The 25,767-nt window shown below is 43.5% G+C and carries 24 protein-coding genes; 19 read left to right on the plus strand and 5 right to left on the minus strand.

Annotated features, from left to right (window positions below; translation table 11 throughout):
• The first annotated feature begins 163 nt into the window (after positions 1 to 163).
• Entirely contained in the window at positions 164 to 619 is a 456-nt protein-coding gene (locus NSS82_RS14290; protein ID WP_036686266.1) for a MarR family winged helix-turn-helix transcriptional regulator, read from the plus strand.
• On the plus strand, positions 616 to 3,777 hold the full coding sequence (locus tag NSS82_RS14295) for an MMPL family transporter (protein ID WP_076213027.1): 3,162 nt from the start codon (positions 616 to 618) through the stop codon (positions 3,775 to 3,777). Before NSS82_RS14290 ends, NSS82_RS14295 begins: the two co-directional genes overlap by 4 nt.
• An 85-nt stretch (positions 3,778 to 3,862) precedes the next feature.
• Here NSS82_RS14295 and NSS82_RS14300 read toward each other — a convergent pair whose 3' ends face one another.
• Complete coding sequence (locus tag NSS82_RS14300; protein WP_038570388.1) at positions 3,863 to 4,534, minus strand: tetratricopeptide repeat protein; 672 nt, start codon at positions 4,532 to 4,534, stop codon at positions 3,863 to 3,865.
• Between the two features lie 194 nt (positions 4,535 to 4,728).
• Between NSS82_RS14300 and NSS82_RS14305 the strand changes: the two genes are divergently transcribed.
• The 3 genes from NSS82_RS14305 (at position 4,729) to NSS82_RS14315 (ending at position 7,304) form a co-directional block, all read left to right on the plus strand.
• Entirely contained in the window at positions 4,729 to 6,288 is a 1,560-nt protein-coding gene (locus tag NSS82_RS14305; protein WP_076273871.1) for an RCC1 domain-containing protein, read from the plus strand.
• An 89-nt stretch (positions 6,289 to 6,377) separates the two neighbouring features.
• Positions 6,378 to 6,971 (plus strand): LOG family protein, encoded by a 594-nt coding sequence (locus tag NSS82_RS14310; protein ID WP_036686273.1) that lies wholly within the window; start codon positions 6,378 to 6,380, stop codon positions 6,969 to 6,971.
• 171 nt (positions 6,972 to 7,142) lie between these two features.
• Positions 7,143 to 7,304, plus strand: coding sequence for a hypothetical protein (locus NSS82_RS14315; RefSeq protein ID WP_169744764.1), 162 nt, complete (start codon positions 7,143 to 7,145; stop codon positions 7,302 to 7,304).
• Positions 7,305 to 7,382: 78 nt separating this feature from the next.
• On the opposite strand, the gene NSS82_RS14320 is transcribed toward NSS82_RS14315, so the two are convergent.
• Positions 7,383 to 7,595, minus strand: a complete 213-nt coding sequence (locus tag NSS82_RS14320; RefSeq protein ID WP_036686275.1) for a hypothetical protein — start codon at positions 7,593 to 7,595, stop codon at positions 7,383 to 7,385.
• A gap of 292 nt (positions 7,596 to 7,887) precedes the next feature.
• On the opposite strand from NSS82_RS14320, the gene NSS82_RS14325 reads away from it, so the two are divergent.
• The 14 genes from NSS82_RS14325 (at position 7,888) to NSS82_RS14390 (ending at position 23,456) form a co-directional block, all read left to right on the plus strand.
• The gene (locus NSS82_RS14325) at positions 7,888 to 9,246 is read left to right on the plus strand and encodes an ABC transporter substrate-binding protein (RefSeq protein ID WP_036686277.1); all 1,359 of its coding nucleotides are present in this window, start codon (positions 7,888 to 7,890) and stop codon (positions 9,244 to 9,246) included.
• A gap of 103 nt (positions 9,247 to 9,349) precedes the next feature.
• The gene (locus NSS82_RS14330) at positions 9,350 to 10,303 is read left to right on the plus strand and encodes a carbohydrate ABC transporter permease (protein WP_036686279.1); all 954 of its coding nucleotides are present in this window, start codon (positions 9,350 to 9,352) and stop codon (positions 10,301 to 10,303) included.
• Positions 10,300 to 11,163, plus strand: coding sequence for a carbohydrate ABC transporter permease (locus NSS82_RS14335; RefSeq protein ID WP_038570403.1), 864 nt, complete (start codon positions 10,300 to 10,302; stop codon positions 11,161 to 11,163). Before NSS82_RS14330 ends, NSS82_RS14335 begins: the two co-directional genes overlap by 4 nt.
• Before the next feature lie 83 nt (positions 11,164 to 11,246).
• A complete protein-coding gene (locus NSS82_RS14340) occupies positions 11,247 to 12,971 on the plus strand; it encodes a cache domain-containing sensor histidine kinase (RefSeq protein WP_076273870.1) in 1,725 nt (574 codons plus the stop codon).
• Positions 12,972 to 13,032: 61 nt separating this feature from the next.
• Complete coding sequence (locus tag NSS82_RS14345; protein WP_038574400.1) at positions 13,033 to 14,352, plus strand: ABC transporter substrate-binding protein; 1,320 nt, start codon at positions 13,033 to 13,035, stop codon at positions 14,350 to 14,352.
• A 17-nt stretch (positions 14,353 to 14,369) separates the two neighbouring features.
• Entirely contained in the window at positions 14,370 to 15,968 is a 1,599-nt protein-coding gene (locus NSS82_RS14350; protein WP_036686284.1) for a response regulator, read from the plus strand.
• A 14-nt stretch (positions 15,969 to 15,982) separates the two neighbouring features.
• The gene (locus NSS82_RS14355; protein ID WP_076273869.1) at positions 15,983 to 17,179 is read left to right on the plus strand and encodes a hypothetical protein; all 1,197 of its coding nucleotides are present in this window, start codon (positions 15,983 to 15,985) and stop codon (positions 17,177 to 17,179) included.
• A gap of 142 nt (positions 17,180 to 17,321) precedes the next feature.
• Positions 17,322 to 18,386: a fatty acid desaturase gene (locus tag NSS82_RS14360; RefSeq protein ID WP_036686288.1), complete on the plus strand. Its 1,065-nt coding sequence runs from the start codon at positions 17,322 to 17,324 to the stop codon at positions 18,384 to 18,386.
• A 159-nt stretch (positions 18,387 to 18,545) separates the two neighbouring features.
• Complete coding sequence (locus tag NSS82_RS14365; protein WP_036686290.1) at positions 18,546 to 19,682, plus strand: sensor histidine kinase; 1,137 nt, start codon at positions 18,546 to 18,548, stop codon at positions 19,680 to 19,682.
• Positions 19,682 to 20,284, plus strand: a complete 603-nt coding sequence (locus tag NSS82_RS14370) for a response regulator transcription factor (protein WP_036686291.1) — start codon at positions 19,682 to 19,684, stop codon at positions 20,282 to 20,284. Before NSS82_RS14365 ends, NSS82_RS14370 begins: the two co-directional genes overlap by 1 nt.
• A gap of 465 nt (positions 20,285 to 20,749) precedes the next feature.
• Positions 20,750 to 21,835 (plus strand): aspartate-semialdehyde dehydrogenase, encoded by a 1,086-nt coding sequence (asd, locus tag NSS82_RS14375; protein ID WP_038570412.1) that lies wholly within the window; start codon positions 20,750 to 20,752, stop codon positions 21,833 to 21,835.
• A 121-nt stretch (positions 21,836 to 21,956) separates the two neighbouring features.
• The gene (locus NSS82_RS14380; RefSeq protein ID WP_076273868.1) at positions 21,957 to 22,355 is read left to right on the plus strand and encodes a hypothetical protein; all 399 of its coding nucleotides are present in this window, start codon (positions 21,957 to 21,959) and stop codon (positions 22,353 to 22,355) included.
• Between the two features lie 116 nt (positions 22,356 to 22,471).
• Complete coding sequence (locus tag NSS82_RS14385; protein WP_036686296.1) at positions 22,472 to 22,654, plus strand: DUF3934 family protein; 183 nt, start codon at positions 22,472 to 22,474, stop codon at positions 22,652 to 22,654.
• A 109-nt stretch (positions 22,655 to 22,763) separates the two neighbouring features.
• The gene (locus NSS82_RS14390) at positions 22,764 to 23,456 is read left to right on the plus strand and encodes a pseudouridine synthase (RefSeq protein WP_076101683.1); all 693 of its coding nucleotides are present in this window, start codon (positions 22,764 to 22,766) and stop codon (positions 23,454 to 23,456) included.
• On the opposite strand, the gene thiE is transcribed toward NSS82_RS14390, so the two are convergent.
• From thiE to thiM, 3 genes are read right to left on the minus strand one after another with little or no spacing between them, the layout of a single operon-like run.
• Positions 23,437 to 24,093: a thiamine phosphate synthase gene (gene thiE, locus NSS82_RS14395; RefSeq protein ID WP_081382642.1), complete on the minus strand. Its 657-nt coding sequence runs from the start codon at positions 24,091 to 24,093 to the stop codon at positions 23,437 to 23,439. The genes NSS82_RS14390 and thiE overlap by 20 nt on opposite strands.
• Positions 24,083 to 24,913 carry a bifunctional hydroxymethylpyrimidine kinase/phosphomethylpyrimidine kinase gene (thiD, locus tag NSS82_RS14400; protein WP_178944324.1) on the minus strand — a complete coding sequence of 277 codons (831 nt, stop codon included), beginning with the start codon at positions 24,911 to 24,913 and terminating at the stop codon, positions 24,083 to 24,085. Before thiD ends, thiE begins: the two co-directional genes overlap by 11 nt.
• Before the next feature lie 23 nt (positions 24,914 to 24,936).
• A complete protein-coding gene (thiM, locus tag NSS82_RS14405) occupies positions 24,937 to 25,731 on the minus strand; it encodes a hydroxyethylthiazole kinase (protein WP_076273867.1) in 795 nt (264 codons plus the stop codon).
• Positions 25,732 to 25,767 lie beyond the last annotated feature (36 nt).

The following is a 25,767-nucleotide window of genomic DNA, read 5'->3' on the forward strand; positions in this document are numbered from 1 at the left end:
TGGAGGTCATAAAATGGCAGGTCGAGAGAAATCTCGGCCTGTTTTTTTGTGCATTTCGCCTTTAAATGCCCGAAAAAAGCCAATTGACTTTTATAAAGGCAGGTATTATAGTTTGACAATGAAACTGTTCGACAGTTGAACTATATTTTGGAGGTAGGAAGCTTTGGATAACGAAGTGCAACATTGGATCAATCGCTACATGGATGCTTATTTGATTGTGACCAGACAAGTAGCAGCAAGAATTAAAGATAGTATTGCTGCGGAGACAACAAATGATCAGTATCAAATTCTTCGGTTGATTAATGCTCAGGAACAATGTACGTCTACATATCTTGCTGAATCTTTTTGCGTGGGTAAAAGCTCCATTACAGCAATCATCAACAGATTGGTGCATGCGGGTATTATCGAGCGAACTCGTGACGAGAATGATCGCCGCCAGGTGTATTTATCGATGTCTGAGCACGGGAAAAGAGTTTTTGAAGCAGCGGAGACGCAGGTACATGAAGTGATTTCCCCGTATTTGTTTCATTTTGAAGAGAAGGATATTGAAATGTTCGTCATGATGTTCGAGAAACTGGCGAATTTAATTCAGAATGATGATGGAGGGAAGAATCCATGAAGACGATTCTAAAAGCAAGATGGGCGGTTATCGCAATCTGGCTCGCTGTGGCCGTAGTTTTGGTCATGACGGCCCCTTCGTTCTCTGATCTTGTACGTGAGAAGGGGCAGGTTACTGTACCTGATGGCTATTCCTCTTCTAGAGCGGCAGAGATCTTAAAGGAAGCGGCGAATGACAAGGGCGGAGAGACACTGCATCAGGTAGCTCTTGTATTCAATAATCCTGAGGGAATCGGAGCCGATGAAACAGCCAGTATCCAGCAGGGTGTTGAGAAGTTGGCTGCGAATAAGGAGACGCTGCAGATTGGTTCCATCACCGATCCTTTTTCACAAAGTGAACTTAAGGATACGTTGATTGCCAAGGATGGCAAGACGATTATGGTGGCTTTGTCTATCAAAGGCGGAGGAGAGTCTGTCACCGCACTTCCTGATAAAGTGGATGAATTACTCTCAGATGTTAAGGCGGATCATTATTTAACCAGTGAGGGTCTGATTACTGAGGATATGATTGCTAGCTCGGAAGCCGGGCTTAAGAAATCGGAATATATTACGGTAGTATTTATTTTACTTATCCTGTTCGTGGTGTTCCGTTCGTTCGTGGCACCGTTTGTTCCGCTACTGACCGTAGGACTCAGCTATATTGTTTCTCAGTCTGTTGTGGCTTTTTTAGTAGACCGTTATGATTTTCCATTATCTACGTTTACTCAAATCTTTATGGTTGCGGTCATGTTCGGGATTGGTACGGATTATTGTATCCTGTTGATCAGTCGTTTTAAAGAAGAAATGATGACAGCAGAAGATACCAAAAGTGCTATTATTGCAACCTATCGTAAGGCTGGCGGGACGGTGTTCTATTCCGGACTTGCGGTATTCGTAGGTTTTGTAGCGATTGGATTATCCAAATTCATTCTGTATCGCTCGGCGGTAGCCGTTGCCGTGGGGATTGCGGTTATGCTGCTGGCGCTTGTAACCATTGTTCCATTCTTTATGGCGGTACTTGGCAAAAAGCTCTTCTGGCCTTCACGCGGCAAGCTGGAGCACAGTGAGAGCCGTATTTGGGGAGCAGCAGGTTCTTTTTCCTTAAAAAGACCATGGGCCGCGCTGCTAATTGTTGCAGTAATCGTAGCTCCGTTCCTTGTTACCTATAGCGGAAAGCTGTCCTTCAACAGCTTGGAGGAAATTGGCTCAGAATATGCCTCGGTAAAAGGATTTAACATCATTTCGGATAGCTTCGGGCCGGGTGAATCCATGCCTGGCAAGATCGTAATCAAAAATGATGACCGGATGGATACTTCAGAATATCTTGGACTTGCAGAAAAAATCAGCCGCGAGCTGGAAAAAGTGGACAGCGTAAAATCGGTGCGCAGCATGTCTCGTCCAACGGGAGAGCTGATCAGTGATTTCTTAATCCCGAATCAGGTGGGGACTTTATCTGACGGTCTGGATCAGACCAGTGAGGGACTGACCAAGATTCAAACGGGATTGTCTGAAGCAAGTAAACAGCTGAGTGAAAATGCACCTAAGCTTACGGAGGCTGCTCAAGGCAGCGCTAAGCTGACGGAAGGCACAGCAGAGCTGAAAGATGGTATCGTCGCGTTAGGTGATGGGCTGGCACGTATTGAGAACGGAATAAAAACCGGCTCAGCAGGTGCAGGAGAGATCAAAGCAGGACTTCAACAGGCAGCTGCTAGTGCTAAGCAGCTTGCGGATGCCAATACGAAGCTGCTGGAGGGCTATAAAAAAATCGGCAGCGGTTTAACTGCGTTGGATCAAGGGCTTGGGCAGCTTCCGCAGCAGCTGCAAGGTGTGGCAGAAGCATTGAAGGGACTGGATGGTTCTTTTACGGGTCTTGAGAGCAGTTATCCGGAAATTCTGCAGGATGTTAATTACCTGACGATTAAAGGCACCGTAACGCAGAGTGGTACTGGGGCAGCGCAGCTGGCGGCGGGTCTCGGGCAGATCTCAGAGCAGCTTAAAGGAGCAGCAGCAGGCTTAAACGAGGCGAATGCTGGTTATGCCAAAGCTTCGGCAGGGCAAAGCGCACTCGCACAAGGTTTAGCTAAGCTCGTTGCGGGAATCGGTCAGCTGCAATCTGGGCTGGAGCAGGCCGCAACAGGCCAAGGACAGATCGTAGATAAAATTCCATCCATTACTAGTGGCCTAGATCAATTACAAGGCGGACAGCAGCAGCTTGCAGATGGTTTTGGTCAATTAACAGGGCAGATAGGAGCCTTAACTACTGGGTTAAGCGACAGTGCAAACGGCTTGAAACAAATTACCAGTGGGCTGGGTTCCGCACAAGATTATTTGAATCAGATTCAAGCGGCTAAGGATGATGAGCTGAGTGGATTCTTTGTACCGGCTGAGGCTCTTGAAGCTGAAGGCATAGAGCAGGTATTCGATACCTACTTGTCTGATGACCGTAAGGTGATGACGCTGGATGTGGTATTCACTGAGAATCCATATAGTTCAGAAGCTATCGACAGTGTTGATGATATTCAAGCAGCAGTAGATCGTGCAGTGAAAGGAACGAAGCTGGAAAATGCGGAGTCTGCAATCAGCGGGGTTACAAGCAGTCAGAACGATTTGCGTAATATTTCCAACGAAGACTACACACGTACAGTAATCTTAATGCTGGGTGGGATCTTCATCATCTTGGTGTTGCTGCTTCGTTCAATCGTAATGCCGATTTACCTTATTATTTCTCTTTTGATTACTTATTTTTCGGCATTGGGTGTTACAGAGGCTATATTCGTTCACCTTCTGCACTTTGAAGGGATTACCTGGACAACGCCATTCTTCAGCTTTGTTATGCTGATTGCGCTTGGTGTAGATTATAGTATTTTCTTAATGGCCCGCTTTAACGAATATAAAACATGGGATGTTCGAGAAGCGATCCTGCATGCCATGCGCAATATGGGAACAGTCATTCTTTCAGCGGTAGTTATTTTGGGCGGCACCTTCGCATCGATGTATCCTTCAGGCGTATTGTCGATGATGCAGATTGCAACAGTGGTGCTCGTAGGGTTGGCCTTGTATGCGCTAATCTTCTTGCCATTTTTTGTCCCTGTTATGGTACGGATCTTCGGCCGTGGGAACTGGTGGCCATTTGCGGTCAAACAAAGTGGAGAACCCACTAAACAAGATGTAAACATGTAATCACTCTACACAGCAAAAAACCTCTAGTGTTCGCCTAAATAAATAGGCGGCTAGAGGTTTTTTGGTTGAAATATAAGTGCAAAGGTTATTTCATCTTGGCAAAAAAGCTACGTAACGCCCAGCCGCGTTCTTGCCGTTTTTTATATTTGGGTAGCGAACGGTAGATGGCGGTGGATTCGTCGAAAGCACGTTTAGCATCCTCGGTTCTGCCCAATGCTTTGTACATGGAGCCGGCTAAATAATAGGCTTCACTAGAGGAAGACTGAATCTCTTGAAATTGAGTAACGTAATGCAACGCTTTATCGTGATCTGTATGGCGAAAGGTTTCCGCTAACCGAAGATATGGCTGACCATATTGGGCCTTTCGGTTGATTTCTAGACCACGAAGCATCTGATCTTCGCCTTCTTCAAAAGCGCCCAGCTTAAGATTCACATGACCCAGCTCTACCCAATATTCGGCAGACTGTTCGTAACGGTCTTCGATCTGTAGCAGAATATCTTTGGCTTCCTTATACTTTTTACGTTCTGACAGATTCCGGGCTAAATCAAATTTAGCAGAAACATCATTTGGATTCAAAGATACCGTTGTGCGCAGCTTGGAGATTTGCCGCACTCGTTTGAAGGGCTTTGTAATACTAGGGAAGATCCCCACGTATCGCCGATCTAAGAAATACAAGATAACAAGCAGGATGAATAAAGCCAGAAAAGGGTTGCCCACTAATCTGAAAAGCATCATAATACCTATAAATTTAAGCATGATTTCCCTCCATGATCATTTGGTTCCGGTATTGCGGTTGAATAAGAGCAGATCTAAGGCAGCGTAATTATATCATAATTCAAACCAATCTGAATCCCGGGATTTAAGATAAAGTACAACTTTTGTCAGCTTTATAGCGTCTTAGTGTAATAGAAATAATAATTACAATAATATCATAAGAAGGGAAAATCAAGATGCACTTATTTGCAAGGAAGCTAAGGCTGCTTAGTTTGTTGGTTTGTTCAACTCTGGTGACTGCATTGTCTGTCCCTCAAGTTATAAGTGCAGCTCCATCACCTGCGAAGTTGAGTGGGATTAAGGAGATTGTTGCTTCGCCAGGTTTCTGGGGTGGAAGCTCCTTCGCAGTGAGAACTGATGGAACTGTTTGGTCATGGGGGAGTAATGTTTTTGGTCAATTTGCTAATGGTGCCGCCGGGCCTGAGGGTTGGACGATTACTCCCCATAAAATAGCTGGGCTTGAACATACGAAACAGCTGGCGATCGGCGAAGCGTACTATGTAGCGCTGAACGAAGACGGCACGGTTAAGGCTTGGGGAGATTATCGGGATAAGAGTGTTGCAGAAGCTGGCAATGGGGCAAGTGCTAAACAACACAAGGTTCTGCTTCCTCAAGGGATCTCTGGAATGACAGATGTGGTTAGTATAACGTCAGGATTGCATAGTGCATTAGCTTTGAGAAACGATGGAAGCCTTCTCCAGTGGAATCCTCCAGAAGCTTCAGATGTGGGCTATACAGAGCTGCCTGCTGCCACTAAGGTACAGGGTTTAAGCGAAGTGAAGTGGATCGGAAGCAGTATTTATCATGCCGCCATTCGAACTAACGGTACCCTGTGGATTTGGAGTGCTATCCCGCAAACAGAGAACACGAACGTGATGAAGAAACCGACCCCAGTTAAGGATTTATACCATGTGAAGTCTGTTTCCATGAGCGATCGCAGTATACTGGCTTTAACCGAGAGCGGGAGCGTCTGGGGAACAATTGACAGCAATAATTATAACGAAGTCACGATGAGCAAGATGCCAGGTCTTACGGATATTGTATCTGTCCAGACGAAAAACGGCTTCAACCTTGTTGCCAATAAAAAAGGAGAATACTGGGTATGGAAAGCTGGTACCTCACTACAAGGTCTGCAAAAGATTACAGCCGTAAAATCGATCTCGAAACTTACGCTGGATTTAGGCAACTTTGTAGCTGTTAAAAAAGATGGCACCGTGTGGACTTGGAGTACCCAACCTACAACCGACAACCGTTTGGTTTTTACGCAGCCTAAGTTAATAAAAGGACTAAGTGATCCTGTTTCTTTTGCCAAGGGTGAGAATAGTAAGTATGCAGTCCTGAAGGATGGTACAGCTGTGGCTTGGGGAACGAATATGTTTGGTCAACTCGGAATTAGTGCTGTTGATTCACGTCCTTTTGCTATATCTCCTATTTTAAAGCCTGTTACTGTAATTGTAGATGGTCAAAAAATTGACTCCGTACAGTCCGCTATTTTTAAGGATGGTAGTGTAAAAGTACCGATTAGGGATGTAACAGAAAGTCTGGGATTTACCCTCTCTTTGGAGGGGGAACTGACGTTGACGAAAGCTGGAAAGAAAATTTCATTACCGTCAGCAGAATCCATTAAAGTAAGCTATACTTCGCTAGTTCCAGCAGCAGCTTTGGCTAAAGCTCTAGGTCTTTCTGCGGATTGGAATAGTACGCTGTACCAATTAACATTACAGACAAAAAGATGATTTTCATTTAACACTTATATTAATATTCTGAGGTACAATAAGTGAATTAATCTCAATTGCACCATAATAACCAGTCTGGAGTGATAGGAATGGCTTTTACAATATGTGTGTTTGCCGGATCGAATCCAGGTCTTAACTCTGAATATACGGAAATGGCTAGGGAATTAGGTTATCATATAGCGGCACAAGGCTGTAGGTTGGTCTATGGAGGTTCGCGGAATGGCCTTATGGGACAGGTTGCGGACGGGGTACTTGCGAATGGCGGCGAAGCTGTAGGAATTATGCCAGTGGATCTTTTTCAAGATGAAATCAGACACTCCGGATTGACGAATTTGATTGAGGTCTCCAGTATGCATGAACGTAAGGCGGTAATGAGCGGTATGGCGGATGCTTTTATTGCTTTGCCGGGAGGTCTTGGAACCTTTGATGAGCTGTTTGAAATTCTGTGCTGGATGCAGATTGGTATTCATCAGAAGCCTATAGGGCTGCTGAATGTTCGAGGTTATTTTAATCCATTGCAAGCCTTGATTTCACATAGTGTGGCTGAAGGTTTTGCACCAAAAACTGCACTCCAAATGCTGCATACGAACTCAGATCCCGAATATTTGCTTGAACTGATGCGCGGTCGGATTGATCATAGTAATGAAACGAAGGGGAAAGCAAGGTTCCCGTCACAACGCTAAAACAATAAGGAATATGAACAACCTCCAGCTGTTTTATATGGCTTGGAGGTTTTTTTTGACATTAGGGGGAGATAAAACTGTTTGAATTTTGGCGAAGCTGGGTAAATAAGCCGTAAGTAATTAAGCAGAAATGCAAAATTCAGGAACATCACGGAAGGAGGTTGAAATCCAATGAATGTGATCGTACATAATCTTATGGCTTACAATCATCAGTTTTTTAGACCTCAACCCGTGGTCAATCCCAAGCAAGGGAAAGCAGACAAGAAGAGAATGAGTTTCCAGGAAGTTCTGAATGAGAAAATGAAAGTGTACAGCACCTACAACAAAAATTAAGTATGAAAGCTATAACCTATGTTTGTTAAAGAAAGCCGGAACGCGATGATCTTAGAGATCATTGCATTCCGGCTTTCTTTAGGGTCTGACCTCAAAAAATTCGCAGCTCTTGCGAGAGTAGTAAGTCAGATCACTAACTCTAGATTGAATAACAACATCAAAATCAGTGAAGCGGACAACGGTAGCTCCTGAATTTACTAAATGATCGTCCTGAAATACACGAACAGGTAATTTGCGGTCAACGGCTTCTTGGAAATCGCTGTCGGTTAGCAGCGGGCGATTAATTGGCATGGGGAATAACTCCTTTGATCATGTAATGAAGTAAGAAATAAAAATAGTATACCTGCGGAAGCACAAGAAATCCAATTTAAGATGAAGTACATGTATCCTGTGAGGAACATAATTGGACAAAATTCTATACTCCCTCCTTAGCAGGTATAGGCCTGTACGAAATATTTGTTTGAGCTTTTCCGCGTTTCGTAATTATTTCCACCATAAATCGGAAGTTTACCTCCTCAAAAAAAGAATTTAAACCCTGTACACTAATTCTTGTAAGAGAAACCTTTGAAAGGGGTACAGGGGAATGAATAAAGTAAAACACTTGGCGCTATCGTTAGTCGCTATCATGCTCGTAGGTTCACTGGCAGCATGCGGAGGCAACAACGCCGAGAACAACAACACATCGAACAAAAATACAGGTAACAACGCAGCAAGCACTAGTGAACCCACTAAAGATGAGGGAACAGAACCGGCTGAGAAAATCGAACTTTCTTTCTGGACGTTGGGCAACGTGAACTACGAGGATTTAGCGAAGGAGTACACTAAGGAACATCCAAACATTACGATCAAAGTGCAAAATACCGGTGACCAAACCGCTCACCATAATAATTTGACCACTGCTTTGTCGGCAGGATCGGGTGCACCTGATATTTTCCAACTTGAAATCGGTTTCATGGAACGTTTCATCAACGCTCAGGACAAGTTCTATAACCTGAATGATCTGGGTGCCAAAGATATTCAAGCCAACTATCTGGATTGGAAATGGAAACAAGCATCTTCCGTAGATGGCAGCTTCCAGCTGGGTCTTCCAACAGATATCGGCCCAACGGTCGTATATTACCGCACAGATTTGGCTGAAGAGGCTGGACTGCCAAGTGATTCCGAAGGATTCGGCGCTGCTATTGACACTTGGGATAAGTTCGCAGCTGTTGCCAAAGCTTTCAAAGAAAAAACAGGCAAACCATTTGTAGACCTTACGGATCTTACCTTTAATGCTTTGCGTGACCAATCTGCTGATGAAATCTATTTCAGCAAAGCTGATGGCAGCTTTATTGGAGATACCAATCCGCAAGTCAAAAAAGCTTATGATTTCACGGTTAAAGGTATTCAAGAAGGCTGGATCAGCAATGTTATGCTCTGGTCTCCTGAATGGGGTCAAGGCATGAACGACGGTTCATTTGCAGTAGTTATGGGACCAGCTTGGATGGCAGGAAATGTTAAGAGTAATGCTCCAGACTCCTCTGGGAAATGGAAAATTGCTCAGCTCCCTGAAGGTGCTGGTAACTGGGGTGGTTCGTTCCTGACGCTGCCAAAAGAAGGCAAACACTCGAAAGAAGCTTATGACTTTATCGCATGGATGGATAACAAGGAAAACCAACTGGAATCGTTCAAAACTAAAGGACTTATGCCTTCCATTCCTGCACTGTATGAAGATCCTGCATTCGTAGATTTCAAAGATGATTTCTTCGGTGGTCAACAAACCGCTGTAGAATTCGGTAAAGCAGCAAACCGGGTAAAACCTGTATACTACGGTCCGCTTCATGACCAAACCGATACTTTCTTCAAAAACGCATTGAAAAATGTGTTGGAGAAAAAAGCAGATCCGACCAAAGAATGGAACGAAGCAGTAAAACAAGCGAAAACATTGGCTGAACGCAGCTAAGATTTCAAGCTTTTGAAATTTAATTTCTAGAAGGTCCGGATTCATAGAGTGAAACATTCTCTGTGAATTCGGATTTACACGTTAGATTACCTGGAGGTGTGACATGGCACAACCTGTTATTTCAAGTCCGCATGCCGAGAGCAAGCGCCGCTTTTTAACTGAACAAAGAAGGAGCCGCATCACTGCGTACACATTTATTTCGCCCTTTTTTATTCTGTTCTCGATATTTGGACTATATCCGATCTTTTTCACGATCTATCTCTCGTTCTTTAAATGGGATGCCCTGAATCCTATGAAATTTGTAGGGTGGAAAAACTATGATCTGGTCACAAGTGATCCGACTTTCTGGATTTCTTTTAGCAACACTTTAATTATGGGCCTTATGGGTACTGTTCCACAGATATTACTAGCTCTATTGATTGCTGTTTTGCTGAATTCAGCGATGACTCGCTTTAAGAAGACTTTCCGGGTTTTATTTTTTATGCCTAATATTACGTCTATCGTTGCGGTTACGCTCGTGTTCAGTACACTGTTTGGCAACAACGGAATGATCAACTGGATTCTAAACGGCTTGGGATTAGATAGTATGGCCTTCAACTCTGGTTGGTGGGGCGTTAAAATCGCGATTTCTACGATGGTAATGTGGCGCTGGACGGGGTATAATGCCATTATTTTTCTATCAGGATTGCAAAGCATCCCTACGGATCTATATGAAGCCGCTCGTATTGATGGTGCGAACAGAAGACAACAGCTAACCTTTATAACGTTACCGCTATTGAAGCCATTCATTGTATTTGTTACCTTGCTTTCTACTATAGGTGCCTTGCAGCTGTTCACTGAGCCTTATGTATTTTTGGGCCAAGCGGGAACTGGATCTACACGTCAGGAAGGAATCACTATGGTTACTTATTTGTATAGCGAAGCATTCCGTAACGGATTTTTTGGTACGGCAGCAGCTACGGCAGTCTTGCTGTTCCTGGTCACGATTATTTTCTCTGTCCTCAATATGCTGGTCTCAAATCGCATGGGTGGAGATACGGGAGGGGGTAAAGCGTGAGTACGCTGCGTGTATTTAAAAAAGATCCGGATGATCTAGGGATCATCGGCAAGTTAGGATTTTATCTATTGCTGATTGTTGGTGCGCTCGTGTCCATCTTTCCTTTTTATTGGATGTTTGTAGTTGGCACTAATGACAGAGGCGCAGTATTCCATGTGCCACCTTTACTTACGGTTGGAGACCAGTTTTTTGAGAATTTCCAGCGGGTACTGGACAAAACGGACTTCTTTCAAGCCTTGGGCAACTCTTTATTTGTCTCTTCTATGGTTACAATATCAGTCGTGTTTTTCTGTACACTGGCAGGTTATGCCTTTGCCAAATATGAATTTCCGTTTAAAAATTTTCTGTTCTACTTTGTAATTGCTACATTATTTGTGCCACAGCAGCTTGGTGTATTACCTACTTACGTAATTATGGCCAAGCTCCACTGGATAGACTCCTTCAAGGCACTTATTGTTCCGGCGATGGTTAATGCTTTCGGGATCTTCTGGATGCGGCAGTATATCACTACAGCTGTACATACGGAATTGATTGAAGCAGGTCGGATCGATGGCGGCGGACATTTCCGGATCTTCTGGAACATCGCTATCCCGGTCATTACTCCAGCTATGGCAACACTAGGTATCCTGAACTTTATGACCGTTTGGAATGACTTCTTCTGGCCTTTAGTGGTACTGAAGAATCAAGAGCATTTCACAATTCAAATTGCGCTCCAGCAGCTGTTCTCCAATCGCGATGGTCTAGACTACGGAATGATCATGTCAGCAACATTTACGGCAACCTTGCCACTGCTGATTGTATTCCTGTTATTTAGCCGCTGGGTGATTGCTGGACTTACTTCTGGAGCTATTAAGAGCTGATCTTACTTTTTGATCTTTACAGGGAATAGGCGGTTTTGTGAAGAATACTAGAGGACAGAGACAGCAGGGGGAAGGGGAATATCATGAAACTCCGCCGTAAAATCTTGTTCGCTATTATTCTTCTCGTCTTTATTCCGGTTATTCTGATGGGGATCGTCACTTACGTTAATTTTTCTAATGCAATGGAGAAAAAATCAAGCAACTTCTACTGGATTTCACTGCTTGAAACGGATCGAAAGCTTAAATTCGCGCTTAGTGAAATCACCTCAATCACGAATTCAAAAATTACGCAGCCGGTTGTTCAGCAATCACTGAAGCAGAAGAACTTTGTAATCACTTATGATCGAAAGCAAGAGCTTAGCAGTTATCTTATTGATCATCCGATGATTACTTCATTTAGTTTTTATAGTAAAGATCGTTTAATTTATCAATACAATGCATCGATGTCCTTTGAGGACTTGAAAAGACAAAGCTGGTTTGACGCGATGGAAGGCGCCGAAGGGCGGCCCGTGTGGTCAGGACCGGGAGAAAATGGCTCGGAGATCTCCGGCAATCCGGTACTTGTACAAGCAAGAGTAATCAAAGATTCATATTCTCTCGAAGATATCGGATATCTGGTTGTTAATGTAAAACCTGATTTATTGGATCAGATTTTCTGGGAAGCAGCAACCCTCAAGAAGGGGGATATTTTGCTGGTCAACAAGCTAGGAAATATTGTTTTTAATAAATCCGGTGAACATATTGGACAACGCACAGATTTCCCCTTTTTACAAAATGATTATGCTAAAGAACATGACTATTACATCGACAACTATCAGGGGGAAAAATCACTTATAACCTTCCTACCTTCTCATAATGCAGCCTGGTATTTAGTAGCCATTACACCTATGAATCTAATCTCGTCAGAATCTGTATCCATCCGAAATATTGCGATTATTTTAAGTACTGTTTCGCTGTTGTCCGCCATTTTGTTCGACCGCTATTTCGTACGGAGGCTCGTTCATAGTATTAATAGTGCGGTTAACGGGATGAAGCGGGTGAAGCAGGGGATATTTACACCGATCACTACACCCTATCGTGCTGATGATGAAAGTGATTTGCTGATTGATGGCTTTAATCGGATGAGCACGCAGATCAATGAGCTGCTTGTGCAGGTGGAGACTGAGCAGGGACGTAAGAAGGAAGCAGAAATGCAAGCGCTAATGGCGCAGATTAACCCTCATTTTATTTATAATTCACTTGAATCGATTAATTCGATGGCAGTGTTGCAAGGCAATAAAGATATTAGCAAAATGGTCATCTCACTCGGCAAGCTGCTGCGAATCAGCATCAGTCAGAATCAGGAGCTGATTCCGCTGCATATGGAGTTCGAGCATGTCCGTCATTATTTGGATATCCAGAAGTTTCGTTTTGAAGATAAATTCTCGTATATCATAGATCTTTCGGATGGTCTTAAGACGTTCATGACACAAAAGCTGATCGTTCAGCCGATTGTAGAGAATGCGCTGTATCATGCGATTGAGCAGATGGAGGACCCAGGGATCATTGAGATTACGGCCTATGAAATGGGCACGGATATGATCATTATCGTAAAAGATAACGGCCCCGGCTTTGACCTTTCCAAGATGATGAGTCTTTGGGATAACGAGGGAAGTGCTCAGAAGAAATACAGTGATAGCGGCGTGGGGCTTAAAAATGTGCATGAACGCTTGAATATTCGATTCGGCAGTCCATACGGCATACTAGTGTGTTCTTCCCCCGGCTTTGGTTCAACCATCCGAATCCGAATACCAAAAATACTGCCGTAATCGACCGTGCGGAAAGAAGGGGGAGATTGTTATCAAAAAATGGTTATTGAAATGGGGCTGGATGTGGTTATATCTAGTGCTGATTTCGGGTGCTGTTTTATTTATAACTTTAGGAAAGCAAGAACCCATTGAAGATGATTCACCAGAAAAAATCACATTAACTTTCCGTCATTTCTGGATTAAAGAGCATGATCGGCCACTGTTGACTATTTATGAAGATATCGTGGACAAATATCAATCAGAACATCCAAATGTGAAAGTTAACTTTGAAGGTTTAGATCAGACGTTGCACCGTGATCAAAAGCTGAAGAACGAGATGGTTACTGGCACCCCGCCAGATATGTTTGTTTTGTTCGGTGGAGCGGAAATTGAGCCATATGTGCGCTCTAAGCGCCTGATTGATCTGACTGATTTCGTCAGGGAGAATGCGCTGACCAATCAATTCAAGGATCTGGATCTCTGGACCTTTGACAACCATATTTATGGCTTGCCTATTGAAGGGAATGCTGAACCCTTATATTTTAATAAAACCATATTCGAAAAGCTGGGTTTGAAGCCGCCAGAAACGCTGCAAGAGCTTGATGCTGCCATACTAAAGCTGAAGTCGGCTGGGTATATTCCATTTGCACTTGGCAACGAGGATCGTTGGCCCGCAGGGATTTTTGCACATTATTTAATGGATCGTTATGCCGGCGCCGACTTGATCGAGAAGCTAATTACTGGTGAAGATCAAGCCAGCTTTCAGAATGAGGTCTATTTAAAGGCTTTTCAGCACTTGGAGCAATGGATTAAAGAAGGTGCCTTCAGCACGAAATCAAATGTGTTATCCACAGAAAATGCGGTGGGACTATTTACGAGCGGCAAGGCTGCGATGTATCTAAACGGAAACTGGGATATCAATTTATTTGCCGGCGCAGCTGCTCCTACGGATTTTCAAAATGAGGTAGGTGTTATTCCTTTTCCCACATTGAAGAAGGGGGAACAACCTTCGATAGCCGGCGGTTATACATTTGGCATCGGCCTTTCCTCCGAACTAAGCGGAGCGAAGCGGGAGGCTGCACTCGATCTCATGAAAGCTTTTTACACCCAGGAGGTTCAGACACGGATTGTATATGAAGGGTTGAGAATTCCGTCCATGCGCATCGCCTTTGATCCTGAGAAGACAGGACCCGTATTCGCGCAAGTCATGAATATGATGGAAGTTAACCGCAAGAGCTTTGTCCCTTATGATAATGTATTGTCACCAGAAGTGAAAAAAACGTTCCTGAGTGTTATAGAACAGATGATTAACGGAGAAATGTCAGCTGAGCAAGCGTTAAAGCAAGTGCAGGCATCCTCCATTCAATATTGGAATTTGATCCAAAGCTCAAGTGTACAATGATCCTGGAGGTGCAGGGAATGGATGAGTTACAAGAGAAATATAAAGTAATAATCGTGGATGATGAGCCGATTATTCTTCGTAGCTTAAAAGCAGCCATTCCATGGAATGATCTTCAGATGGAGATTGTGGGAGAGGCACGAAATGGAGAATTAGCTCTTCGCTTAATAGAAGACACTTCACCACATATCGTGATTAGTGATATTCGCATGCCCGTAATTGACGGGATTACGTTGATGAAGGAAGTATTGTCTAAAAATCCGAAGCTGGTGTTTATTTTTATAAGCGGGTACGGAGAGTTCGAATATGCAAGAGAAGCATTACGTCAAGGCGCTTTTGATTATTTATTGAAGCCGATCGATCATGATGAACTGGTTGAAATGTTAAACCGCGCGAGAACCAAGCTGGATGAACAGAAGCAAAATGATCAGCTGATTCATTCTGTGCAGATGCTGTCACTGCTTGCACGTGAACGTCTGTTTGCAGAAATCACTTTGGGAAATGCAAGGCCGCTTGAGCATCTGAAATGGCTGGAGAACAGTGAACTGGAGAGCGGATATTTCATGGCTGTTGTCCAGTTAGATGATTACTCCACACTGAGCAATCAATGGAGTGTAGAAGAAAAACGGCTATGGCTGTTTGCAATCCGCAATATTGTGGAAGAATGGTCACTGGAACATGGAGTGCTGACGGTTTTCCCGTTTCATAATGGAGAGTGGATACTACTGTTCCCTGGATCTTTAAGCGCCAGCAGAAGAGAACTTGGTGAACATTTGATAGCGGGGATCAAGAGATACTCTAAGCAGTCTTGTTCCGTAGGCATCAGCCGCACCACACAAGGCATTGATCAATTAAGTACGGTTTACCCTCTGGCTGCGAAGGCCTTATATCAACGGTTCTATTCGGGTCTTGCCGGGGTCTTTATTGATGAAGAGATATCGTTCCCTAGCAGTAAAGAGGTGAAATACCCAAAAGAGCTGGAAACCGCGTTGATTGAAAGTATACGTACCTTAAATAGAGACCGGATGTGGTCTTTATTTGATGAGCTTGCTTTATTTATTGAGTCACAAGCTGTTCCTAAGGATATGGCTGAACGTCTTCTTGTTGAAATGATCGTTGTGTTGTACAGAAATTATGAGTATTTGAATATAAATTCAGATTGGTCTTTACATGGATTGCTTAGCAAGATGCACAATCTTGGCACTTTAAATGAAGTGATCTCTGCTCTGAAAGAAGAATTTGGTGTGCGATTGGAGCAAGGGAACAAGCCTGTGAATCGCGAGGATACGCGTAGCGCCATCGAGAAAGCGAAACGTTATATTGAGAGTAATTACCATAAAGATTTGAGTATTGAGGAAGTAGCGGAGCTGGCTGATCTCAGTATCAGTCATTTCTGTACTTTATATAAACAAATAACGGGCTATACCTTTTTGGAGTATGTTACACACTGCCGGATGGAGAGGGCGAAGTATATTTTGCAGAGCAGCAACGTAAAAGTGTATCAGATAGCTCCTCTCGTCGGTTATCAGGACCCGCGTTATTTTACACAGGTTTTTAAAAAGGCTAGTGGTCAAACACCAACAGAATACCGAGAAGAGCATACTAAGCAGATCCATTAACAAGGAGGTAAGGGATGGAATTTCATTTGGAGATGATTGTTAAGTGTTTAACGAACCACAAGCTGCAGAAATATTGGAAAGGATTCGAGGCTGTTTCTTTTGCATTTTATAATAAGGATAACGTGTATCTGTACAATCATCCCAAATTTAAAACGGTAGGATATCATCCACATTTGCTTCCTTGGAGTAATGAATTCTCAGGAGATACAATCATTTTATATGAGGATCACCCTACAGCCATCGTTAATCTGGAATTACATGAAGAATTCGAAGACTTGTACGCAATTTGTGTACACGAATTGTTTCACGGTTATCAATTCCTGATGGGAGATGAACGTTATGCAGATGAATTATTGATGATTACCTACCCTTTATCCCTCGAAAATATGGAATTGCGGATTCAAGAAAGACATCATTTATATCTTAGTGTAATGGCAGCTACTATTGAAGAGCGTAATCAAGCAATGTACAGATTTCTTGCCTTACGTCAACAAAGAGAACAGCTGCTCGGGGAGTACGTGCTAAATGAATATCTTATTGAAACGCTGGAAGGACCCGCTTGGTATGTTGAATTAAATGCCTATGCCGAGAAATCCACACTTCCTAATGAGGAGGTATTGCAGAAGTTCAGTTCGTATTTAATAGATGAACTTGAATCATCGGCAAATATTAGAAGAAGCTGCTATGGTTCTGGACTGTTTATATGTTTGCTGCTGGATGAGCTTCGCACCGATTGGAAAGAAGAGTTTATGAAGTCGGAGTTAAGTTTATATGCGTTTTTTAAGCAATTTGTGGATCAAGTCATCATTCCCTTCGAGGAGATATCCATCAGCAAAGAAACGGAAGATATTATGCAATCGGTCAAAACAATCAGGGAGAAGGAATTCATTGATTTTATCAGCCTTGAAGGGTACCACCTGTATATTGAAGGAGATATAAAATCTACGGGTTTTAATCCTATGGGTATTATTGGTGGAGATGAGAAATGTATTCATAAGAATAATTTACGAATCCAAATCAATGATGCGGAGTATTTTCTGGAAAAGCCAGTGATTAGCTACTATAAAGCTGACCTTCGAAATATTAATAAACTGCACTTAGTATTAGATGAACCTCCAACTTTTAATAAAGATTCGTTAATCCTTAATGGAATTGGTGAGATCAAAGGTCAATACGAAGTGAAGGAAGATGGATGTTGGCTGCAATGCTGACGGAAATTGATTAGAATGAGAGTATGACATTTGTCATACTCTCTACTTGATGTTTATGACTTATAGGATGATACTTCATCGCCTATACTTAGAGTAGATGAAAAGATCCTTAGCCGGACACATCAAGGAGGAAACGATATAGATGACTACAAAACAGACATCACAGCTCTCCAGCCTTAAAAAGAGTGTAGCCCCTTACGAGAAAAATGACCGCAACGCAAGTATAAGACAGCTCATCAATACTTTAGGACCACTTGTGCTGTTATGGGGCGGAGCTTATTTCTCTTTATCCGTTTCCTATTGGCTCACCCTTCTGTTAGCTATTCCTGCAGCAGGATTTGTAATTCGAACTTTTATTATTTTTCATGATTGCACACATGGATCGTTTTTTAAGAATCGTAAAGCGAATGATATTATCGGAACGATCACAGGTGTACTGACACTGGTTCCTTATCGGCAGTGGAAACATAGTCATTCCATTCACCACGCCAGCTCCAGTAATCTCGATAAAAGAGGGATCGGCGATATTTGGATTATGACGGTCGATGAATACGCAGCAGCTTCCTTCTGGAAACGTCTATATTACCGGATTTACCGCAATCCCATCGTGATGTTTGGTCTTGGACCGATTGCTGTTTTTATGATTCAGTATCGTTTTAATGTTAAAGGTGCTAGACGCAAAGAGCGGATGAATACCTATTTGACGAATATTTCAATCGCAGCCCTTTATGGCTTGCTGATATGGGCTATTGGCTGGCAGGCATTTCTTATGGTGCAGCTGCCTGTAGCATTTGTATCAGGGTTTCTCGGCATATGGTTGTTCTACGTCCAACATCAGTTTGAAGACTCTTATTTCGAGAATGAATCCGAATGGAGTTATGTGATGGCCGCGGTTGAAGGCAGCTCATATTATAAGCTGCCGAAGGTGCTGCAATGGATTACGGGCAACATCGGCTTCCACCATGTGCATCATTTAAGTCCAAAGGTGCCAAACTATAATTTGGAAAAAGCGCATAACGCGACTCCACCGCTACAAAAAGCAACAACGATTACGATTGGTACCAGCTTGAAGGCTCTTCACTTCCGTCTTTGGGATGAGGAAAATAAACGTTTCATCAGTTTCAAAGAGATGAAGTCCATATTAAATAAACCTAAAACAGCAGGCGAGGTCCTGCAAGTTCATAAGCCCAGACTCCAGGGAGAATAATGGTCCACATTGTAATCAAATAGCAGCAAAATGGAAGGTTAGAGCCGGAGAACTCATTCGCGCTCTAATCTTTTTTCTCTTTATCGTTGTGGTTCACCGGATTTTACCGGATTTATGCTAGAATAGGGTGAGTGGCATATGGCAAAAAGGAGAGCGAACATGCAGAAGTGGCATCATATTTTTCATAAAAGTACAGGTCTTAGCCCTTATGTATGGGTCGTATTTTATATTCTACCGTTTTATTTCATCTTTCGGTCCTCCTCTCCCTACCAGGTAGTTTCGGGAATCTTGATGATCGCTGTGTTTTTTGTTTGTTATGTGCTTTCTTTTGTCTCCAAGGGTTGGTTAGTTTATTTTTGGACGAGCGTGCAGATACTTGTCTCTATAACGATGACGTTGTTGTTTGGATATATGTATTTTGCGCTTTTTTTAGCCTTTTTTATTGGGAATATCCAGAATCGAGTAGGGTTTTTCACCCTATACTCCATTCATTTGCTGACTACGATTATTACGATCAATTATGAGCTGCTGTCGCGTAATCCCGTATTTATCAGCCAGCTTCCGTTTGTGCTTGTCAGTATGATTGCAGTGATCCTGCTGCCAATCAGTACCTATAACCGCAATAATCAAGGGAAGCTGCAAGACCAATTGGAGGATGCTAATAAGCGAATCTCTGAATTGGTTAAGCTCGAGGAACGCCAGCGGATTTCACGTGATCTACACGATACATTAGGTCAGAAGCTTTCGTTAATTGGTCTGAAAAGTGATTTGGCAGGAAAGCTTATCGACAGTAATCCGACGCAAGCAAAAGCCGAGATCAATGATGTACGTCAGACGGCAAGAAGTGCACTGAAAGAGGTCCGGGAGATGATTACGCGAATGCGCGGCATTCGGCTTGAGGACGAGCTCGTTCATATTCAGCAGTTTCTTGCGGCTGCGGAGATCGATTATGTTTTGCAAGGCAATCCTAAACTTTCTAACACTTCATTGATTACGGAGAATGTGCTCAGCATGTGTATTAAGGAAGCTGTCACAAATGTTGTGAAGCATAGTAATGCACAGTCCTGTTCAATTATCATCGAACCTACGCGTACAGATCTGATCATTAAAGTGAAAGATGATGGAACCGGCATCCCGGGCAATGATCTTTATTTTAAAGGACATGGGCTGCAAGGCATGCGGGAACGTCTTGAATTTGTGAATGGCTGTATGGATATCGTGCAAGATGGGGGAACTACGATCGTGATTAAGGTCCCTAATGCATTTAAGCATCCGGAACAGGAGGTAACCTTATAATGATTAAGATTGTAATCGCTGAGGATCAGCGGATGCTCCTTGGAGCGCTGGCATCTTTGTTGGATTTAGAAGAGGATATGAAGGTAGTGGGCCGGGCAAGCAACGGGGAAGAAGCTGTAGCGATGGTTCAGCAGCATAAGCCGGATATCTGTATTATGGATATTGAAATGCCAGCGATGAGTGGTCTCGACGCTGCGGAAGCGCTGAAGAATAGCGGCTGCAAAACGATGATATTAACCACCTTTGCCCGTGCGGGATATTTCGAACGTGCGCTCAAGGCGGGAGTTCATGCTTATTTGCTGAAAGACAGTCCTAGCGAAGAACTGGCACTTTCGATACGTAATGTGATGGCAGGCCGACGCATGTATGCACCGGAGCTAATGGATGAAGCCTACAGCGGTGAAGTGAATCCTCTGACTCAGCGGGAGAAGGAAGTACTTGGACTCATTGCCGACGGTAAAAATACAAAAGAGATCGCCAGCCAATTGTACATTACCACGGGAACAGTCCGGAATTACATCTCTGTTATACTAGATAAGCTGGATGTAGGTAACCGCATCGAGGCAATCACTCGATTTAAGGAAAAAGGTTGGTTTAAATGAGCGTGGGTAAGAAACGATTAGTTGGCAGAAGCAGCTTGTAAACGTGAATAGCTAATCGCTGATCGCTGATCGCTGATTGCTAATCGCCAATCGCTGTTTATACTCACCAATCGCAAATAGATGTATTTCCTACAACTATATGCTATAAAATGCTCGGCAGATGCGATTTAGTTGCATTTCTTACATCTAAAAGTTCGCTTAGAGGGCATTTCCATTATTTTTCGGGGAAATAGTTGTAGAGAATGCAGTTAAAGAGTTGTCTAAGCAGAAAATATACTTATAATTGTACTGAGTGCAGCTATTTCTTTTATTCGCATTAATGAAATTCAATATAATCTGCTAAAAATAAAATTTTTAATGTTATTTTGATGTTAACACTCGCCAAATGTTCCCGCGCCGTATATCATTAATTATCGGCCTATTATTCACAATAGGACAGTTAATCAAAAGGAAGTGTATTTTCTGATGTCAAGAAAGCTAAGAGCCGGCATAGTTGGCGGCACAGGTATGGTAGGACAACGTTTTATTGCCCTTCTAGAGAATCATCCTTGGTTTGAAGTAACTGCGATTGCTGCCAGTGCTAGATCTGCTGGAAAAACGTATGAAGAATCGGCCAAGGGCAGATGGAAGTTATCTACTCCAATGCCTGAGAACGTAAAGAATATTATGGTCCAAGACGCTTCTAAGGTAGAGGAAGTAGCTGCGGATGTAGATTTGATCTTTTGTGCTGTAGACATGAAAAAAGATGAGATTAAAGCGCTCGAAGAGGCTTATGCTCGCACCGGAACGCCAGTAATCTCCAATAACTCAGCGCATCGCTGGACGCCTGACGTGCCTATGGTCATTCCTGAGATTAATCCGGAGCATCTTGAGGTTATTGCACAGCAAAGAAAACGTCTGGGAACAGAGACAGGGTTCATTGCAGTTAAACCTAACTGCTCCATTCAAAGTTATGTGCCTGCACTTCATGCGCTCAAAGACTTCAATCCATCTAAAGTGGTGGTCACTACCTACCAAGCTATTTCTGGTGCAGGAAAGACTTTTGCGGACTGGCCAGAAATGCTGGATAACGTGATTCCTTACATCGGTGGCGAAGAAGAGAAGAGTGAGCAAGAGCCTTTGCGGATCTGGGGAAGCGTTGAAGAAGAGGGTATCGTAAAGAGTGAAGCGCCAACGATTACTTCGCAGTGTATCCGTGTGCCTGTAGCGGATGGACATATGGCTGCTGTATTTGTTTCTTTTGAGAAAAAACCGTCCAAAGAAGAGATTCTGAATCTCTGGAAGAGCTTTAAAGGACGTCCTCAGGAGCTTGAACTGCCTAGCGCACCTAAACAGTTCATTACCTATTTTGAAGAGGACAATCGTCCACAGACCAAGCTGGATCGTGATATTGAGAACGGAATGGGCGTATCGACGGGCAGACTTCGCGAAGATGCCCTCTATGATTACAAATTCGTAGGTCTCTCCCATAACACCCTGCGCGGAGCGGCTGGCGGTGCTGTGTTGATCGCTGAGCTTCTGAAAGCAGAAGGTTATATTCAACCGAAATAAGTCCATGCATGAGCTGCAAAGCTGATGTGAATAGACACCTCATCAAAGCTTAGTCTTTGGTGGGGTGTTTTTATTTTAATTTTACATTTGGTAAAATAAGTTATGGAAGGAGAGGATACCTTTGAATAAATATTTATTAGCTTTTATTTGGTTACCATTAATCCTGTTTACAAGCGGTTGTACATCGTCAGCTCAAGAGGAACAAGAGTATGGAGTGTCATCTATAAATACTGAAATTCCAATTCCGAAGAATGCCAAAGAAATAGAAGTGATAACAAATTCAAATAACCCTAATATAAAAATTGGAGCAAAGTACGAGTTGGATAATATAGGGGGAGAACAAGGTCTTTATCGGCCTGACAGCTATTTTAATAAATTAAGCGATGATGGATGGATAGAGCTGGAGGACAAGCGGTTAGGGCATGTGCAATTTTTTGAAAAAAAGGACACCGTCATCGCCATCGAAATACATGAGGATAGCTTTGATATTCATGAAATGAATAAAGATGCTAAATTCTAAACAGTGGCTAGTTAGATGAAGCATTTGTTATTACTTAAACAGAAAGGTTGAGAGTGTGGTAAGATAGGTAAAGTGTATAAACTATACGAATTCTGAATGACTGACGGAGTGATATAATGGGTGCAAAAAGTAAAGGTGGCGGAACAGGCAGAGGTACGGGGAGTAAAGGCTGGACACGCTGGAACAAAACAGCAAAACCAGTTAAACCTGCTAAAGGTGACCCAACGACGGGTCCAGGTGCTAAAGGTGCAGGTGGAAGCAAGGGCAGTAACGTGAAAAAAAGCGGAAGCACCAAATAGCTCCAATAAACTGGGTTATTCCTGAAGGTTAACATCTGATTTTGATCGTTAAAATCAGGTGTTTTTTTATGACCAGATGTAAGTATATAGAGAGAAAGTAGGATCAGCAGTGAGAATCGATAAATATATAAGCGAAACAGGCTTTTGTTCCAGAAGGGAAACCAAACGATTAATTGCTGCAGGTCGAATCGCTGTGAATGGTATCGTCTGTGATGCGAACATTCTTATAGAGCCAGAGGATATCGTATGGATCGATGGGGAGCCGATAACAAGCAGTAAAGGGGAGCCAGTGTATCTCGCTTTGAATAAGCCGATAGGCATTACCTGTACAGCAGCCCCACATGTAGCTGGGAACATTATTGATTTTGTAGGGTATCCTTCACGGATCTTTGCGATCGGCAGATTAGATAAAAACTCGGAAGGCCTCATTTTGTTAACCAACGATGGAGAGATCGTAAATAAAATGATGCGTTCCGAGAATGGGCATGAAAAAGAATATGTAGTTAATGTAGACAAACCGGTTACGTCAGAATTCTTACAAGCGATGTCTAGCGGCGTGAACATTCTTGGAATCACAACGAAACCTTGTGAGGTCTATCGGATCACAGAATGTCAGTTTAGAATTATCCTAACTCAAGGTCTTAATCTGCAAATACGCAGAATGAGCAAGGAGTTAGGATATAGAGTACTAAAGCTGGAGCGCATAAGAATTATGAATATTACATTAGACGGCTTGGAGCTGGGACAATGGCGGCATTTAAGCAGTGAAGAGCTGAATGAGCTTATGTCCCGCTTAAACTAACTTTGTCAACAAAGCCTCTGGCAGTTGGGGTAATGTCTACAGCTCCGGCAATCGCTGAGATAACAGAGATCCCATCCGCACCGGCTGCTAATACAGGTGCAACATTTTGCAGCGTGATTCCCCCAATGCCAACCAAAGGGATGGTAATGCCTTTATTTCTTAGTTCTTCAATAATCGCAGTGCCTTGAACAGCTTTGGCATCCTCCTTGGATGACGTAGGATAAATGGGACCCACGCCCAGATAGTCGGCTCCATCGGCAATCGCCTGCTGAGCTTCAGCGAAGGAGTGAGCGGATACACCAATGATTTTATTCTCTCCTAGTAGCTGACGGATTGCCAATGCAGGTGTATCCTCCTGTCCTACATGAATTCCGTCCGCATCAAGCGCGATCGCTAAATCAATGTCGTCATTCACGATAAAGGGCACGCCATTGGCATGACAAATCTTTTGAAGTCGTCTCCCAAGATTAAGTCGAGCCTTATCGCTTAAGGAACCGGTACCCTTTTCACGGAATTGAAACATGGTTATGCCCCCAGCAACCGCTTCCTGCAGCACCTTAACTGGAGCTTTACGGCAATTTACACTGCCCATAATGAAATAGACTTTTAATAGATCTCGCAGATGTTCACTGTTCATTCGTTGCACTGTTAATCCCTCGCAGTCTGTTTTGATAAGCAAAATGATTGGTTGGTCCATGTCCAGCCCCTATACCCAGCTCGTCTTCAATCGCCGCTTGTATAAACGCTTTGGCAGTTTGAATGGCCTCAGCTACGGATTTGCCTTTGGCTAGCTCGGCGGTGACTGCTGCTGAATAGGTGCAGCCTGTACCATGCGTATGTCTGGTCTGAATCCGGTTACTCTCCAATAAGGTATATTCGTCACCATCATATAGAAGATCGGTTACGGCTGTGGTCGAGGTATCATGTCCCCCTTTTAGCACTACATATTTGGAGCCCATGCCATGAATGATTTTGGCCGCTTTTTTGCGTTCTTCGATGGTGGTGATCGTCATCTTTGTGATTATTTCGGCTTCGGGAATATTGGGTGTCGTCACCAATGCTAAGGGCAGCAGATGGCTGACTAAGGATTGAACTGCCTCCTGCAGCAGCAGTGTGGACCCTCCTTTAGCGACCATCACAGGATCAATTACAAGATTAGACCAGCCGTAATGCTTAATTTTATCTGCCACAATGCGGATGATGTCACTGTTAAATAACATCCCGGTCTTTACGGCATCTGGTTGCAGGTCAAGTCCTATAGAATCAAGCTGCTGAATTATGGCGTCCAGAGTCACTGGATAAACCCCTTGGACACCCAGCGTATTCTGCGCTGTCACAGCTGTGAGGACGGACATGCCATAGACAGAAAGCTCCTGAAAGGTTTTTAGATCGGCCTGAATGCCAGCACCACCGCCGCTATCGGAGCCGGCAATGGTTAGAGCTTTGGATATAATCATCGAATTCACTCCTTCGAGGGTCATTAACTGAGCTGTTTGATGCTGGATCTTTCTAGGAAGACTTCTGGCGTGACCCATGTCAGTTGATTTAGAAACTCAACCTGAAAGCTTCCCGGCCCTTGACCAGTCGTTAGTTCAGCGGCGATTTCAGCTGCTACTCCATAGAAGGAGAGGGCTTCCACTGCGGCCTCCAACGAGGCACCTCCACTTACCGCGAGAAATGCACCCACAACAGCGCTGAGTAAACAGCCAGTTCCTGTAATCTTCGTGAGAATAGGGTGACCGTTGCTGGCAATAAAAGTGTTTTTTCCATTCGTGATCACATCGTCTTTTCCAGTTATGATGACCACACAGCTTAACTTCCTCGCAGCAGCTTCAGCCAAAAGAACTACATCGCCTTCACCTTCGCCAGCATCCACCCCTTTAATGGACCAGCTCTCCCCAATGACATTAGCGACTTCAGCCACATTCCCCCGCAGTGCGGTGATTTGCATCTCATTCACTAGCTTTTGAGTGACAGCGGTCCGATAAGAAGTTGCGCCTGCACCTACCGGGTCAAGCACTAGGGGAACCCCGTGTTTATTAGCGGATTTACCAGCGAGCAACATTGATTGAATGGCGTAGTCATTGAGAGTGCCGATATTTAGAACGACAGCAGACGACATAGCGGCGATGTCGATCACTTCTTCGTGGGCATCCGCCATAAAGGGAGAGGCACCCAGCGCCAACAGACCGTTGGCTGAGAAATTGGCTACTACAATATTAGTGATGTTGTGGATCAACGGGTTGGCTTCCCGTACTTTGGCTAAATAACTCATCATAATTCCTCCTCAAGATTGGATAAATAATTAACT

Source organism: Paenibacillus sp. FSL H7-0735 (assembly GCF_038008505.1).
GTDB classification, from domain to species: domain Bacteria; phylum Bacillota; class Bacilli; order Paenibacillales; family Paenibacillaceae; genus Paenibacillus_AQ; species Paenibacillus_AQ odorifer.